This window comes from Antrihabitans stalagmiti (assembly GCF_016482825.1).
Taxonomy (GTDB): Bacteria; Actinomycetota; Actinomycetes; order Mycobacteriales; family Mycobacteriaceae; genus Antrihabitans; species Antrihabitans stalagmiti.
This window is the reverse complement of the sequence record NZ_JAEMNV010000003.1, coordinates 399685-414159: the sequence shown is the minus strand read 5'-3', so window position 1 is coordinate 414159 and position 14475 is coordinate 399685. Positions and strand designations below refer to the sequence as shown.

12 protein-coding genes are annotated in these 14475 nt (G+C 64.6%); 5 read left to right on the top strand and 7 right to left on the bottom strand.

The features are described 5' to 3' along the window. Window positions 1-6: 6 nt before the first annotated feature. A complete protein-coding gene (locus tag JGU71_RS10545) occupies window positions 7-1212 on the bottom strand; it encodes an MFS transporter (RefSeq protein WP_233529012.1) in 1206 nt (401 codons plus the stop codon). A gap of 128 nt (window positions 1213-1340) precedes the next feature. On the opposite strand from JGU71_RS10545, the gene JGU71_RS10540 reads away from it, so the two are divergent. The 3 genes from JGU71_RS10540 to JGU71_RS10530 are packed head-to-tail and all read left to right on the top strand — an operon-like array spanning window position 1341 to window position 4208. After that, window positions 1341-2090: a hotdog fold domain-containing protein gene (locus JGU71_RS10540; protein WP_199704038.1), complete on the top strand. Its 750-nt coding sequence runs from the start codon at window positions 1341-1343 to the stop codon at window positions 2088-2090. After that, window positions 2087-3154 (top strand): class I SAM-dependent methyltransferase, encoded by a 1068-nt coding sequence (locus JGU71_RS30385; RefSeq protein WP_199704037.1) that lies wholly within the window; start codon window positions 2087-2089, stop codon window positions 3152-3154. The genes JGU71_RS10540 and JGU71_RS30385 overlap by 4 nt, the downstream gene beginning before the upstream one ends. A gap of 10 nt (window positions 3155-3164) precedes the next feature. After that, window positions 3165-4208, top strand: coding sequence for an alpha/beta fold hydrolase (locus JGU71_RS10530; protein WP_307829583.1), 1044 nt, complete (start codon window positions 3165-3167; stop codon window positions 4206-4208). Between the two features lie 51 nt (window positions 4209-4259). Here JGU71_RS10530 and JGU71_RS10525 read toward each other — a convergent pair whose 3' ends face one another. After that, window positions 4260-4811 carry a CGNR zinc finger domain-containing protein gene (locus JGU71_RS10525; RefSeq protein ID WP_199704035.1) on the bottom strand — a complete coding sequence of 184 codons (552 nt, stop codon included), beginning with the start codon at window positions 4809-4811 and terminating at the stop codon, window positions 4260-4262. Between the two features lie 104 nt (window positions 4812-4915). Here JGU71_RS10525 and JGU71_RS10520 point away from each other — a divergent pair, with 104 nt between their 5' ends. Next, complete coding sequence (locus JGU71_RS10520; protein WP_199704034.1) at window positions 4916-5914, top strand: EamA family transporter; 999 nt, start codon at window positions 4916-4918, stop codon at window positions 5912-5914. Here JGU71_RS10520 and JGU71_RS10515 read toward each other — a convergent pair. The 5 genes from JGU71_RS10515 to JGU71_RS10495 form a co-directional block, all read right to left on the bottom strand. Next, window positions 5848-7011: an LLM class flavin-dependent oxidoreductase gene (locus JGU71_RS10515; RefSeq protein WP_199704033.1), complete on the bottom strand. Its 1164-nt coding sequence runs from the start codon at window positions 7009-7011 to the stop codon at window positions 5848-5850. The genes JGU71_RS10520 and JGU71_RS10515 overlap by 67 nt on opposite strands. Before the next feature lie 45 nt (window positions 7012-7056). Then, window positions 7057-8277 carry an SfnB family sulfur acquisition oxidoreductase gene (locus JGU71_RS10510; RefSeq protein ID WP_199704032.1) on the bottom strand — a complete coding sequence of 407 codons (1221 nt, stop codon included), beginning with the start codon at window positions 8275-8277 and terminating at the stop codon, window positions 7057-7059. After that, a complete protein-coding gene (gene sfnG, locus JGU71_RS10505; RefSeq protein ID WP_199704031.1) occupies window positions 8274-9395 on the bottom strand; it encodes a dimethylsulfone monooxygenase SfnG in 1122 nt (373 codons plus the stop codon). The genes JGU71_RS10510 and sfnG overlap by 4 nt, the downstream gene beginning before the upstream one ends. A 151-nt stretch (window positions 9396-9546) precedes the next feature. Continuing rightward, entirely contained in the window at window positions 9547-11463 is a 1917-nt protein-coding gene (locus tag JGU71_RS10500; RefSeq protein WP_307829582.1) for a VanW family protein, read from the bottom strand. Between the two features lie 242 nt (window positions 11464-11705). Continuing rightward, window positions 11706-13031, bottom strand: a complete 1326-nt coding sequence (locus JGU71_RS10495; protein ID WP_199704029.1) for an acetyl-CoA C-acetyltransferase — start codon at window positions 13029-13031, stop codon at window positions 11706-11708. A 90-nt stretch (window positions 13032-13121) separates the two neighbouring features. Between JGU71_RS10495 and JGU71_RS10490 the strand changes: the two genes are divergently transcribed. After that, entirely contained in the window at window positions 13122-14474 is a 1353-nt protein-coding gene (locus JGU71_RS10490; protein WP_199704028.1) for a 3-oxoacyl-ACP reductase, read from the top strand. Window position 14475: the final 1 nt, after the last annotated feature.

The window sequence follows — 14475 nt, the reverse complement described above, 5'->3', positions numbered from 1 at the left end:
GGATACTTATCCGGGGGTGCGGTTTTTTGCGATCATGATCTGGGCGAGCAGGGAGACGATAGCCAACACCGCCACGGCAGCACTGAATGCGATCGCCGCGTCACGCAAACCCATCGGTCCTGAGGCCAGGCCGACCAGCACAACGGGGAACGAGATGCCGACGTAGGCGACCAGGAAGAAGCTCGTCACGGTCTGAGCCCGCTTCGCGGGTGGGCTCTGCGCGGTGATCTCGGCGATGCCTGCCCGGAAGCAGAGCGCCTGGCCTATGCCGATCACAACGAGGGCAACAACCAAAAGCACGAGAGATTTGGCAGGCAACGAGGAGCCCAGCAGCGTTGCCCCGACCGCAAGGACGACGCAACCCAGCCGAAGTGCGGTCCGCGTCGGTACGCCGCGCAACGCCACCTGACCGAAGGTGGAAGCTGCGAAGATTGTGAACACGACCACTCCGGTCAGCGCGCGGTCGTGCCGATCGAGCACGGTGGTAAGAATTCCCGCCGACACCGATGTGACGAGACCAAGCGCGGCGAAGCCCGCGAACGCGGCGATCGCCGCGGGCACGAACACCGCTCGCGCTTCGGCCGCGACAGCAGGCCGAGTAGGACGAAGCGATCCACCCTTCGGTTCGACGGTTTCGGGAGCGAGCAGAACGGCCGCAAGCGCGAGTGCCAACAGCCCGAGGTGGACGGCGTACGGCGTGATCAGCGGCTCGCCGAATACCTCCGAGAGCACACCCGCGACCAGCGGACCGAGCCCGAGGCCGAGCATGTTTGCTGCTGTCGCCACAAGCGCCGCGCGCGTCGCCTTACCCGAGCCCGCTCCCCCGTCCGAGCTTCTGCCTGCAAGCTCGACGAGGTAGACCGTCGCCGTCGTGGTGACCAAGCCGGCGCTGATCCCGGACAGCACCCGACCCACGTACAGCCAGCCGAGCGCGGGCGAGGTCACGAACACCAGCGTGCTGAGCGCGGATACCGCAATCGCAAGGAGCATCACCCGCCGCCGACCCAGTACGTCCGAAGCCGTGCCGAGTAGCAGCAGTGCGGCGATCACGCCGACGGCGTACGCCGCGAAGACCACTGTCACCGTCAGCTGGCCGAAGCCGAGCTCCTGCTCGTAGAGCGGATACAGCGGCGTCGGCAGCGTCGTTCCTACCATCACGACAACGAAGGCGAAGGTGACTCCGACAAAGCCTGCCGTCCTGAGCATTGACATACGACGAGTCTGTCAGCCCCCGACCGTGGCCCGATTCGGCCATTCGAGGTTGGCCTGTTCACGCGATGCGGCAGAAGCACTCCCAGCGGTTGACTTGTAGTCACAACCCGCTGAACGGAGCCAAGGACATGATCGACCGAATCGCCACCCGGACAACCGAATTGCTCGGCCGGCTCACCATCGACAGCCGTTTCAACGGCCCGCCCGCCAGTGCCAACGGCGGCTATGCGTGTGGGCGCATCGCGGCGTTCGTCGACGGTCCCTCGCGAGTGACGCTGCGGAAACCGCCGCCGCTCGAAACGGAACTCTCGGTCCACCGCGACGACGACGGCATCATGCGTGTCGTCGCCGACGGTGTCGTCTACGCCGAAGCGTGTTCCATCGATCCCGGCATCCTCATCGCTCCGGCTCGGCCGACGATGGCCGAAGCCGAAGCAGCCCGCAACCGCCATCCTGGCAACGGTATTCGCCACCTACTGTCGGATTGCTTCGTGTGTGGACCCGAACGCAGCAACGGCTTGCACGTAAGCCCAGGCATTCTGGACGGGCATGACGACGTCACCGCCTCACCGTTCGTTCCCGATGCAACGGTCGGCGACGCCGACGGCGTTGTCCCGTCCGAAATCGTCTGGGCCGCACTGGACTGCTCGAGCTATCCAGCCGTCGCACTGCAGAGCGGGCCGATCTGCCTGCTCGGCCGATTGAGCGTCGTCCAGCGTCGCCCGATTCACGTCGGCGATCAACTCGTCGCAGTCGGTTGGACGCTCGCCGTGTCGGGCCGCAAATATCGCACAGCAGCAGCCCTCGTCGACCCCGACGGCGTTACAGTTGCTCAGTCGGAAGCAGTGTGGATTGCTCTCACCGGAGATGCGTCGTGACCGATCTTGCAGACAGAATCTTCGAATCCCTCGTTGCCGGTATGGAGTTGCTGACGATCGACCTCGGTCGGCGTCTCGGCCTCTATCGCGCCGTCCACCGTCTCGGCACCGTGAACTCGGCCGAGCTTGCCGCCGAAGCAGGCATCGCCGAGCGATACGCGCGGGAGTGGCTCGAGCAGCAGGCTGCGGCAGGCTTCATCGCGGTTGCCGAAGCCGGGGACGAACTGCAGCGGCGTTACGAGATCCCGAGCGAACACGAACCCGTCCTGCTCGACGAGGAAAGTCCGCTGCACATGATGGGCGCTGCGCCGATGATGGTCGGCTGCGGGCTCGCGTTGCCCGCGTTGCCTGCCGTCTATCGGTCCGGCGGCGGCGTCGCATACGAGGAGTACGGCGAGGAGATCCGGCACGGTATCGGCACGTTCAACCGGCCGGGATTCATCCACGACCTGCCCGAATGGATCGGCTCGATGAAAGACGTCACGAACCGCCTGCGTGACGGTGCCGTTGTCCTCGACGCCGGCTGCGGAACGGGCTGGTCGAGCATTGCCATCGCCGAGGCCTTCCCCAACGTCGAGGTTGTGGGTGTCGACATGGACACGGCGTCGATCGAAGATGCTCGCCGCAACGTCAGCGAGCGTGGGTTGGAGGATCGGGTCCATTTCGAAGTCGCCAACGCCACCGCGATCGGCGAACTCGCGAAGCAGCGCAAGGTGCAATTCGACTTCGCTCTGATCTTCGAGGCGCTGCACGACATGGGCGACCCGGTCGGGGTGCTTGCTGCGATTCGTGGCGCCTTGACCAGCGACGGTGTCATTCTGATCGGCGACGAACACAGTGGTGACGAGTTCACCGCCAACGCAGGCGAGATCGAACGGCTGCAGTACGCATTCAGTGTGCTGCATTGCCTTCCGGCGACTATGGCCGAATCGACGCACATCGCCAATGGCACGGTGCTCCGCCCCGGAACGGTCCGCGGTTGGGCCGAAGCCGCCGGGTGCACGTTCGAGGAGTTGCCACTCGGGCACGACTTCTGGCGGTTCTATCGGCTGGACAAGTCCTAAGATTTCTTTCGTGGGTACACCCGGGCAGCGGTTCTTCCGGACCGACGTCGGCGGGCGTGCGGTCGCGTGGTCGGCTGTCGGTACGGGTCCGCCGCTGATCTTCGGCGGTTGGTGGTGCTCGCACCTCGAATTGGATTGGCAGAACGGTCTTTTCCGAGATTTCATCGCCAAGATTGCCACGCACCGAACCGTGATCCGCTACGACCGGCCGGGAATGGGACTATCCGAACCCTCCCCGGATTCGGCCGTGACGTTGCTCGGCGAGGTCGCGACACTTGCCGCGATTGCCGACGCTGTTTCCGACGAATTCGCTAGCACGGCAGTAGATATGCTCGGCGCGTCGTCCGGCGGTACGGTTGTTGCGTGTTACGCGACGCAGCGGCCGGAGCGGGTCCGCAGTCTGGCGCTGTACGGATCCTACGTTCGCGGCGCCGAGATCGCGGACGCCGCGGCACGCGATGCGATCGTTGCACTCGTCGCCGAGCACTGGGGTGTCGCATCGAAGTTCCTAGCCGACGTGTTTCTGCCGGACGCGACAGCTGACGAACGACGCGATTTCGTCGAGTTCCAGCGTGCGGCGGCAACCGCGGAAACCGCGTCGGCAGCATTGAACGGCGTGTATCGATTCGATGCGACGCACTATCTTTCGCACGTCACGGCTCCGACGCTCGTCCTGCACCGTCGGCAGGACCGCGCCGTGCCGTTTGCGCTCGGTCGCAAACTTGCCGCTGCGATATCGGGTGCGCGCTTCGTTGCGCTGAACGGTCTCGATCACTATCCGTGGCGCGGAGATTCGGACGCAGTCGCGTCGGCGCTTCTGGATTTTCTCGGTGTCGATGCGCGTCCGGCCACTCCGGTGAGGTCGGAACTGTCGGGTCGTGAACGTGAGGTCGTTGCCTTGATCGCCCAGGGCATGACCGACCAGGAAATCGCCGACCGACTGGTCCTCAGCGCACATACGGTGCACCGCCACGTGGCGAACATCCGCTCGAAGCTGGGTGTCACGTCCCGAGCAGCGGCAGCAGCGGCGGCAATTCGCGCAGGATTGGCGTAGGCGGCTCCGCCGCTCGTGCGTCCTTTCGGAGGGCAGGACCTCCTAAAGGACTCACGACCCGCTTGCGGCCTTTCGTGCCCGATACGCGGCGACATTGGCCCGATTGCCGCAGTTTCCGGTGTCGCAATAGCGCCGAGACCTGTTGCGCGACAGATCGATCAGCACGGCATCGCAGTCGGGCGCCGCGCAGTGTTTCAACCGATCGAGGTCGCCGACGCGAATCACGTCGACCAACGCCATCGCGGCTTCGGCGGCGATCCGGTCGGTAAGTGGGTCGTCGGCTGCGGTGACGTGCAGATGCCAGTCCCAGCGGTCGTGCCGCGTCAATCGTGGCCGCGCGTTCGAGTCCAGCAGCATGCGATTCACGATGTCGACGGCGACAGTCTCGTCCGCGGCATCCCACACGCCGCGGAGGCTGCGGCGTAGCCCGCGAACCTGCTGCAATTCGACGTCGCTCAGATCGCGCCTGCCCGTGAACTCGTACTCGTCCAGGAAATCGTTCAGCGCGGCAGGATCGCTCAGCGAGTCGTCGTCGCCGAGCAGTGTGTTCACCAAAGCCGTCGTCGTCACGAGCGCATGATCGGTGTCATGAGCAAAATACATTTTGACTCCTGACGCGTGCTGTCGTTAGTGTCATTAGCGTAATCGAAATTGGTCCTGACACGAAAGCCCGAGGAGGTGGACTCATCAACGTCGACGCACACCGGATGCGCACCGGAATCTGGCTGATGATCCTCTCCGGAATCACCTTCGGGCTGTCGGGATCGTTTGCGACCGCCCTGATGGACAACGGCTGGTCACCCGGCGGCACACTCGTCGTCCGGCTAACGGGCGCAGCCGCGATCACGCTGGTCATCGCCGCGATCGTCGATCGGCGCGGCCTACTCGACGCACCGAGACATTTTCGGACCGTCGGCGTCTACGGAAGCGTCGCAGTGGCAGGCGTGCAGGCCACGTTTTTCCTGTCGATGCAACACCTTTCGGTCGGCGTGACGCTGATGATCCAGTTCCTCGCACCCATCGTCGTCATCGCCTGGGAGTGGCTGGTCCGCAAAAGGCCGGCAAGCACCCTCACGATCATCGGCACCGTCGTTGCCCTCGTCGGTGCCGCGGCGGTCATCGACGTCTTCGGCGGCCTGCGACTCAGCCTGGTCGGCCTCGGTTGGGCTGGTTTGTCGATGCTCGGCAACGCGTGTTTTTTCCTGCTGTCCGAACGGACCTCGGATTCGCTCGCACCCATCGTCCTGCTTGCGAGCGGTATGACTGTCGCAGCTGCTACCGCAGGCGTCCTGATCGCAACGCAGATCATGTCGGCGACGTTCGCCACCGACTCCGTAGACCTCGCTGGGCAGCAGCTGCCCTGGTACGTCCCCCTGTTTCTGCTGATCACCGTAAGCACCGTCCTGGCCTACGTTTTCGGCGTCGCAGGCGGTTCTCGAATCGGCTCGACGCTGATGTCACTTGTGCTGCTGTCGGAAGTTCTCTTCGCGTCCGTCTTCGCGTGGTTACTGATCGACCAGTCGATCACCGTCGTGCAAATGCTCGGTGGCGCAGCCATTGTCGGCGGCGTTGCCATCGCGAGACTCGGCGGAGCAGGTGCGGCCATCCAAGCTGACCTGCCAGTTGTTCGCGACGCCGATCAGCTCGACGCCGCCGCAGCGAACGGGACGGACGAGTGCGACAGGTCGACCGACCGAGTCGGGTGAGTCCACAGGCCGCGACGCTCGAGAATCGGCAGCACACCTTCGCCGAACCAGTACGCCTCCTCCAGGTGCGGATACCCGGACAGGATGAAATGCGAGATGCCGAGGTTCGCGTACTCGGCGAGGCGATCCGCAACCTCCTCGTGCGAACCGACCAGTGCTGTGCCCGCACCACCGCGGACCAACCCGACACCTGCCCAGAGGTTCGGTCCGATCTCGAGACGATCCGTACTGCCACCGTGCAATTCGCGCATTCGGCGCTGCCCCTCGGACTCGCTGCGGGCGAGATTGGCCTGCACACGTTCGACGGCGGCCGGATCGATCGCGGCAAGCAGGCGGTCGGCCTCGGCCCACGCCTGCTCCGCGGTGTCGCGACTGATTACGTGAATACGCAACCCGTACGAAAGGATTCGGCCCTCGTCTACAGCTAGCCCCCGAATCCATTCGAGCTTCTTCGACACCGCGGCAGGCGGTTCACCCCAGGTCAGATAGGTATCCGCATACTTTGCCGCGACCGGTCCGGCCGGACCCGACGACCCACCGAAGAACACCGGCGGCAGTGGGTCCGGCTGCCGACCGAGTGCTGCCTTCTCGACGTGAATGTGCTTGCCCTCGAACGTCACCGGGCTCGGCGACGTCCACAGTCGGCGGACCACATCGAGAAATTCACCGCACCGTTCGTATCGTTCGTCCTTGCTGAGGAAGTCGCCGTAGGCTTCCTGCTCGTGCTTCTCACCACCGGTGACGACGTTGAGCAGGAGTCGTCCGCGGGACTGCCACTGGAAGGTCGCCGCCATCTGCGCGGCGAGGGTCGGACTGATCAGACCCGGCCGAAAGGCAACCAGAAACTTCAGCACTTCGGTGGTCTCGACCATCATCGCCGTGGTGAGCCACGCGTCCTCGCACCAGGCACCCGTCGGCGTCAGTACCGCCTCGAAGCCGTTGTCCTCTGCGGCAGCGCCGATTTGGTTGAGGTAGCGCAGGCTCGCGGTCCTGTCGCCGGACATCGACGTCCCGTGTCCGCCTGCAACGAGATTGCGCGAATCGCCGTAGGTCGGCAGGAACCAGTGGAAGGACAGTGAATTGGCCGAACGTGTCATCGAGTAACTCCAAAATTGTTACAACACATAATGTTTTCGGTTCCGTCAGATCAAGCCATGCCGCGGCGGCGCCTCGTTGTGCAGGAGAACGCGGCCGATGTGCTGATACTTCCATCGGACCGGATCGTGCAACGTGTGCGTTCGAGCGTTACGCCAATGCCGGTCGAGATCGAGATCCGCTGCAGCCGAACGTGTCCCGGACACCTCGAACAGCGCCGCCGATACTTCGACCGCACTCTTCTCTGCGACGATCTTCGCCACGGCGACCGCAATGGACGCATCCGCTGCACTCTGTTCGGTCGGCTCGTCGAACGCCGCATCCACGGCACGGCCCGCCGCGACAAGTGTGGCCTCGGCAGTCGCCACGGATACGGCGAGCTCACCGAAGCGCTGCACAAGCAACGGATCGTCCACGGCACGTTCGACCTTCGCCTCGAACCACGGGCGACTCTTCGTCCGCGCGAAGGCCGCAGCCTCGTCCAGCGCGGCACGTGCGATGCCGACATCGATTGCCGTATGCAGCAATTGAGCGAAGGCGCCGTAGCTGGTAGGACCATCGAAGGCCGGCGACCGTCGAACCACCCATTCCGGCTGGACAGCAACACCTTCCAACGTCACAGTGCCACTGCCCGTCAGGCGCTGACCGAAGCCGTTCCAGTCGTCGACGACGGTGAGCCCGGCAGCATCGGCAGGAACGTAGAGCACGTAGTCCCCCGCGGGCAGAGCCGATAGCCGATCGGGATCGTGCAACCGCGCCAACACCGGAATCCACTGCGCGAAAAGCGTCCCCGTGCAGTAATACTTCGTGCCGTCGAGCCGGAATCCACCCGACTGCGCCGGTGTGAACGTCGTCGCGATGTCGGTGATCGTCTTCCCGCCGCGTTCGGACTGAGCGTTGGCAAACCGTTTGCCACGCAGCACTTCTCCGAAGAAGAAGCGTTGCTGCTCCGGGTTCGCCGCTACCTTCAGCAGCTGTACGTACACGAAGTGGCTCTGCGGTATCTGCGCGATGTTCGGGTCCGCGGTCGCGAGGATCCGCAACACCTCCGCCAGCACGGACGGTGCAATATCGGCTCCGCCGAACGTCGCTGGAACGGTTGCGCCGTACAACCCCGAACGAGAGAGCTCAGCTATCTCGTCGACGGGCAACCGCCGCGCACGATCTCGATCGGCGGCACCGACCGCGAACCGCGTCGCGAGCTCGCTCGCCACCGACACCGCCTCTGCCGCAGTGGAAACCAGTGCGGCGTCGAGGGACGCGGTCATGCGAGCAACGGCTCCAGTTCGCGTTCTTCGTTCGCCTCGAGTTCACGGACCAGCGGCAACACACGTGCGCCGAAGTACTCGATTTCCTCTTGGAAGTGCAGAAAGCCACCGAGGATCAGGTCGACGCCGCGGCGACGGTATTCGACGATGCGCTCCGCGATCTGCTCGGGTGTGCCGATGAGCTGCGTCCGGAAGCCGTCGTTGTACTGCACGAGATCCTCGAACGACGAGTCGGCCCACATGCCCTTCTTGTCGGCTGTCGACGCGCCGGCTTGCTGCACGGCACCGCGGAAGCCCTCCACCGCAGGCTTGTTCGCCTTTGCGATGATCTCGCGCAAGGTGTCCCTTGCCTCGGCCTCGGTGTCACGGGCGATGATGAAGCCGTTGAGCCCGAACTTCACCTCCCGCTTGTGTGCTCGGGCAACATCCCGCACGTCGACGAGTTGCTCGGTGACGCCGTCGAAGTCCTTGCCGTTGCTGAAGTACCAGTCGGAGTACTTGCCTGCGTTCTGGCGTGCGGCTTGGGAGTTGCCGCCCTGGAACAGTTCCGGGTTCGGACGCTTCGGGGTGTTCAGCGGCTTCGGCTTCAACGTGAAGTCGTGGATCCGGTAGAAGTCGCCTCGGAAGTCGACGTCGTCCTCGGTCCAGATCTTGCGGAGCACCTGCAGGAATTCGGCGCTGCGACGGTATCGTTCGTCGTGCTCGAGCCACGGCTCGCCGAGGTGGGTGAACTCGTCCTTGAACCAACCGCTGACGACGTTGACCGCAAACCGACCGTTGGACAGGTGATCCGCGGTTGCACCCAGCTTCGCGAGCACAGCAGGCTGCCACAGACCCGGGTGCACGGCCGCGATGACCTTGAGTCGCTCGGTCGCGAGCAGCAGAGCCAGACTGAAGCTCGTGGACTCGTGCTGGAATTCGGCCCCGTAGCTCGCCTCGTAGCGGACCTGGCTCAGCGCGTATTCGAAGCCGTTGTTCTCTGCCGTCTGCGCGAGCTTCTTGTTGTATTCGTAATCCCAGCTGGTGCGCTGCTCGATCGTCGAGGTGACGAGGCCGCCACTGACGTTCGGCACCCAGTAGGCGAACTTGATCTCGTCTGCGATGCGTTCGGTGCTCATGGGTGTCGAGTCTCGCGATCGAACCGGCCGCACCCAACCCATGCGCGTTTCACGAGCGAAACCCTTGACAGCCGCGGCCAACGGCGCCTAAGTCGCTCGTGCGTCTTTTCGGCGCGCCGGACCACCGAAAGGACTCACGAGGCCGGAGGCCCTACTCGCACTTCACGATCGGCACCGGGTCGTACTTCACCGTGCGAGTGTGGCGATAGACCTCGTTGCCGCTCGCGCGGTCGGAGATGATTCTCGTGTTGCTCGTCGTGAAGCCGGGCGCACCTTTCGATGCGACGCAGTCATCACCCTTGGGCAGCGTGACCGATTCCGGTTGGGTCTGGGCGTACCGATCTCCGGTGACGGATTCGACGTCGACGGTCTTGGTTCCCCAAATGCGAACGGTCACATTCGAACTGTTGCCGAACGACTCGATCAGAATGCCGCTGCTCGTGTTGTTGCGGAACTGCAGGTCGATCGCACCCTCGTACACCGTCGCTTCACGTGCTTCTGGATACCGCGAGATGTAGTAGCTGTGCTCGGTGTGCGTTACGTCTTCCAGGCCTGCGAAGTAGGTCGCGTTGTAGAGCGTCGTAGCGAACTGACTGATCCCGCCGCCGACCGCTTTGGCCGGCCGACCGTGATCGATGACGCCGGACTCGACGTAACCCTGCTCGAGGCCGCGCGGACCGGTGAAGCCGTTGAGCGAGAAGGTATCTCCAGGCTTCACGATCGCACCGTTCACAACCTGCGCCACCTTGCGAATATTGACACCCGACGCGGATTCGAACCCGCCCGTCGAGTATTCGCCGATCACTTCCTTGATTCCGAGTCCGGTCGCGCCCTCGGTCGTCAATGCGGGCTGCACGGGCTCGTAGATTGCGGTCGCGGTCCGCGCACCGCTCGCACCCAGTAGAGCAGGCAATTGATCGAGCGTCTTCTGCCACGACACCATGTCACCGACGACCGCTGGAACGATCCTCGGGAATCCCGAATCGACCGCGATGACAGCATCTTTCGGCTTGACATCGGTGACGGCGAGTTGCGGGGCAAGGATTGCCGTCGCGGCGTCGCGGTTGTACTCCGGAGCGAGCCCGCCGCGACCGTCAGGCACAAACGTGAGCACTGCCCCGACCAACTCGGGCCGCAGCACGGCGGACTTGTTGTCGCGGCCGGTGAACACAACCTCACTCGACACCGCCGGCCTCGCTACCTCCTCGATCGCCCGGTCGACGGCAGTCGCGTCCACCGCAACTCCCCCGACCTCGACAGGTAGCTCGACGGGATTTTCGTCGGCCCATCCGGCAATCAGCGCTACCTTCGCACCCTCGACATCGAGTGTCTGACCGACGGCGGGTTTGACCGGTACCGGCTCAGCGCCCTCGAAGACGACATTCCCCTCGACGGGTTTGCGGTCGGTCGACGCAGCGAGATCGGTGACGGCCGCTGTGAGGGCGGCGTCGTCGACAACCGACGTCACGTCGGTCTCGCGGGTCGTGAAGAAAGACGTCAGCCTGGTGATCGGGTTGAGCGGTTGCGAACCGACGGCGTCCATCGTCGTGGCCACGTCGACCTGCAGACCTGCGGCGACCGGAACGACCTCGGATCGGAGGTCGCCGATCGCTACGGCGACAGGTTGCTCGGACCGCTCACCCAACCGGTCACGCAGTATTGCTTCCGCCTCGCCCTTGTCTTTGCCGCCCAGATCGATTCCCGCGACTGTGACACCTCGTGGGACCGAGCCGGACGAGACGAACAGATCGATGCCATAGGCGATTGCGAGCACAGCGAACAGACCACCGACGAGCAGCCCGACACGTGGACGACGCCGCAGCCGACGCTTGGCTGCGAGGCGCGTCTCGCCGGGTGGCCCCGCTGGTGCCGCAGCCGCTGGTGCAGCAGATGCCGATGCTGCAGGCTCGTCGGCCGCAGCGACGGGCGCCTCGACCACGACCGGAATAACCTCGGTGACCGCATCGTCGGGTTGCTCGACCGAGTGCCGACCGGCGCCGTTGTTGCGCTCCGGAAGCGATCCAGGATCGGCAGCGTGGCGAGGAGACTTCCCTGACACTTCGGTCACGCACATCTCCCGCCAGGTTCGGAGATCGTCGCACCGTCGAATGGGCACGACAATCTGTGAGCACAACACTGTGCGGATGCCTCGAGCGTACTTGGCGCAAACCTCGACTTCTTGTCGAGCGAAACGGCTGGAGACATGGAAGGCCCCGCGCGGCTGCCGGGTCGGGGGTCGGGCAGCAGCGCGGGGCCGCCTATGACATCGCTAGGTTCGTACGGGCGTTACACCCGCGGCGAATCTTTTTTTCAGCGTTCGATGATCGCGGTGACGCCCTGGCCACCGGCTGCACATATGGAGATCAGGCCACGGCCCGAACCCTTCTCTGCCAGCATCTTTGCGAGCGAAGCGACGATGCGTCCGCCGGTCGCGGCGAACGGGTGTCCGGCCGCGAGCGACGAACCGTTGACGTTGAGTTTGCTGCGGTCGATCGAGCCGAGCGCGCTGTCGAGGCCGAGACGCTCCTTGCAGTACGCGTCGCTCTCCCAGGCCTGCAGAGTCGCGAGAACGACCGATGCAAACGCTTCGTGGATCTCGTAGTAGTCGAAGTCCTGCAGCGTGAGGCCGTTGCGAGCAAGCAGCCGCGGCACCGCGTAGGTCGGTGCCATAAGCAGTCCGTCCTTGCCGTGAACGTAATCGACGGCGGCCGTCTCGGAGTCGACCAGGTGTGCGAGGACAGGAAGCTTGCGCTCGGCGGCCCATTCGTCGGTGGACAGCAGCGCGGCGGAGGCACCGTCGGTGAGCGGCGTGGAGTTGCCTGCCGTCATCGTGGCGTCGCCGAGCTTGACACCGAAGACGGGGTTCAGCGTGGCGAGCTTCTCGACCGAGGAGTTCGGACGCAGGTTGTCGTCGCGCGTCAGACCGAGGAACGGCGTGACGAGGTCGTCGAAGAAACCACGGTCGTACGCTGCGGCCATATTCTTGTGGCTCGCGGCGGCCAGTTCGTCCTGATCTTCGCGACGGACGCCGAATTCCTTCGACGTGATCGCGGCGTGCTCACCCATCGACTTACCGGTGCGCGGCTCGCCGTTCTTCGGGATCTCGAGGCCGAGCATTCCCGGACGCACGTGGCCGAGCAGCTTGAGGCGCTGACCCGTGGTCTTTGCGCGGTTGAGCGAGAGCATGAACTCACGCAGGTCTTCGCCGACACCGATCGGGGCATCGGACGTGGTGTCGACGCCGCCGCCGACACCCGCGTCGATGCGACCGGCTGCGATCGCATCGCCGACGGCGATGATCGACTGCAGGCCGGTGCCGCAGGCCTGACCGAGGTCGTAGGCCGGGGTGTAAGGGCTCAGCGCGCTACCGAGGACGGACTCACGCATGAGGTTGAAGTCGCGGCTGTGCTTGAGTACCGCGCCACCGACGACCATGCCGAGCCGCTCACCCTGCAGATTGAACCGGCTGACCAGTCCATCGAGGGTGGCAGTGAACATGTCCTGATTGGAAGCGTGTGCGTAGGCCTTGTCCGACCTGGCGAACGGAATTCGGTTGCCGCCCACGATCGCGACCGGGCGCAGCTGCTTGCTTGTCACTTGACGTCTCCAAGATGGGTGTTGGGGTCTGCTCGACATTGAACTTACTCCGGAGTAAGTTCAATGTCGACTCCGCATGCTGAGAAATTGTGCGGTCTTCACTCGTGTCAACTCAGAGAAGGTAGGAAAGTGGCAGCAACAAAGGGAGCTCCCGACCTGTATTCGTCGTTTCTGTCCACGGGGGCAGGTGCGTTCATCGCGAAACAAGCTGGCCTTCCCCAGCCCGAGAAGCTCCGCCGGTACAAGGCCGGCGAGCCGCCCCTGGCCGGTCCTGTGCTTCTCGGTGGCAACGGCCGTCTCGTCGAGCCGATCCGCGAACTGCTCTCGGATTACGAGTTCGCAGCAGACGGATCAGAGGGCACCAAGTTCGGCGCGTTGGTATTCGACGCCACCGGCATCGAGAACGTGAGCCAGCTCGACGAGCTGTACAAGTTCTTCCAGCCGGTCATCCGCAACCTGGCACCGTCGGCTCGCGTCGTCGTCCTCGGTACGACTCCGGACGAAACGTCGACGGTCGACGCTCACATCGCGCAACGTGCGCTCGAAGGCTTCACACGCAGTGTCGCCAAAGAGGTCCAGCGCGGCGCTACGGCTCAGCTCGTCTACGTCTCCCCCGACGCGGCGACCGGCCTTTCGGGCCTCGAATCCACCCTGCGCTTCCTGCTCTCGGCAAAGTCCGCATTCGTCGACGGTCAGGTCATTCGAGTCGGCGCAGCCGAGTCGACGGCTCCCGCGAGCTGGGATCGCCCGCTCGAAGGCAAGGTCGCAGTCGTCACCGGCGCGGCCCGCGGCATCGGCGCAACCATCGCCGAGGTGCTCTCGCGTGACGGTGCGCACGTGATCTGCGCGGACATCCCGCAGGCAGGCGAGGCCCTTTCGCAGACCGCGAACAAAGTCGGCGGCACCTCGCTCGCGCTCGACGTCACAGCAGCCGACGCTGCCGACGTTCTCGCGGAGCACATCCTCTCCCGTCACGGCGGCGCGGACATCATCGTCCACAACGCAGGCATCACGCGTGACAAGACGTTGGCCAACATGGACGACGGTCGGTGGAACTCGGTTATCAACGTGAACCTGCTTGCGCCGCAGCGCATCACCGACGTGCTCATCGAAAAGGGTGCGCTCAAGGAAGGTGGCCGCGTCGTCGACGTTTCCTCCATCGCAGGCATCGCGGGCAACCGTGGCCAGACCAACTACGGCACGTCGAAGGCGGGCGTCATCGGCCTCGTCAACGCGAGTGCACCGGTTCTCGCGAAGAAGGGCATCACGATCAACGCTGTTGCCCCCGGCTTCATCGAGACCGCGATGACGGCAGCCATCCCCTTCGCCACCCGCGAAGCCGGCCGTCGCCTCAGCTCGCTGCTGCAGGGTGGCGAGACGGTCGACGTCGCCGAGACGATTGCCTACTTCGCAAGCCCCGCATCGAACGCTGTCACCGGCAACGTCGTTCGGGTCTGCGGACAGAGCCTGTTGGGCGCATGAC

Coding starts and splice junctions, on each gene's coding strand:
- JGU71_RS10520 (WP_199704034.1), top strand. CDS start 4,916: ATGCGCACCGGAATCTGGCTGATGATCCTCTCCGGAATCACCTTCGGG.
- JGU71_RS10510 (WP_199704032.1), bottom strand. CDS start 8,277: ATGACCGCGTCCCTCGACGCCGCACTGGTTTCCACTGCGGCAGAGGCG.
- JGU71_RS10525 (WP_199704035.1), bottom strand. CDS start 4,811: ATGTATTTTGCTCATGACACCGATCATGCGCTCGTGACGACGACGGCT.
- JGU71_RS10540 (WP_199704038.1), top strand. CDS start 1,341: ATGATCGACCGAATCGCCACCCGGACAACCGAATTGCTCGGCCGGCTC.
- sfnG (WP_199704031.1), bottom strand. CDS start 9,395: ATGAGCACCGAACGCATCGCAGACGAGATCAAGTTCGCCTACTGGGTG.
- JGU71_RS10515 (WP_199704033.1), bottom strand. CDS start 7,011: ATGACACGTTCGGCCAATTCACTGTCCTTCCACTGGTTCCTGCCGACC.
- JGU71_RS10495 (WP_199704029.1), bottom strand. CDS start 13,031: ATGTCGAGCAGACCCCAACACCCATCTTGGAGACGTCAAGTGACAAGC.
- JGU71_RS10545 (WP_233529012.1), bottom strand. CDS start 1,212: ATGTCAATGCTCAGGACGGCAGGCTTTGTCGGAGTCACCTTCGCCTTC.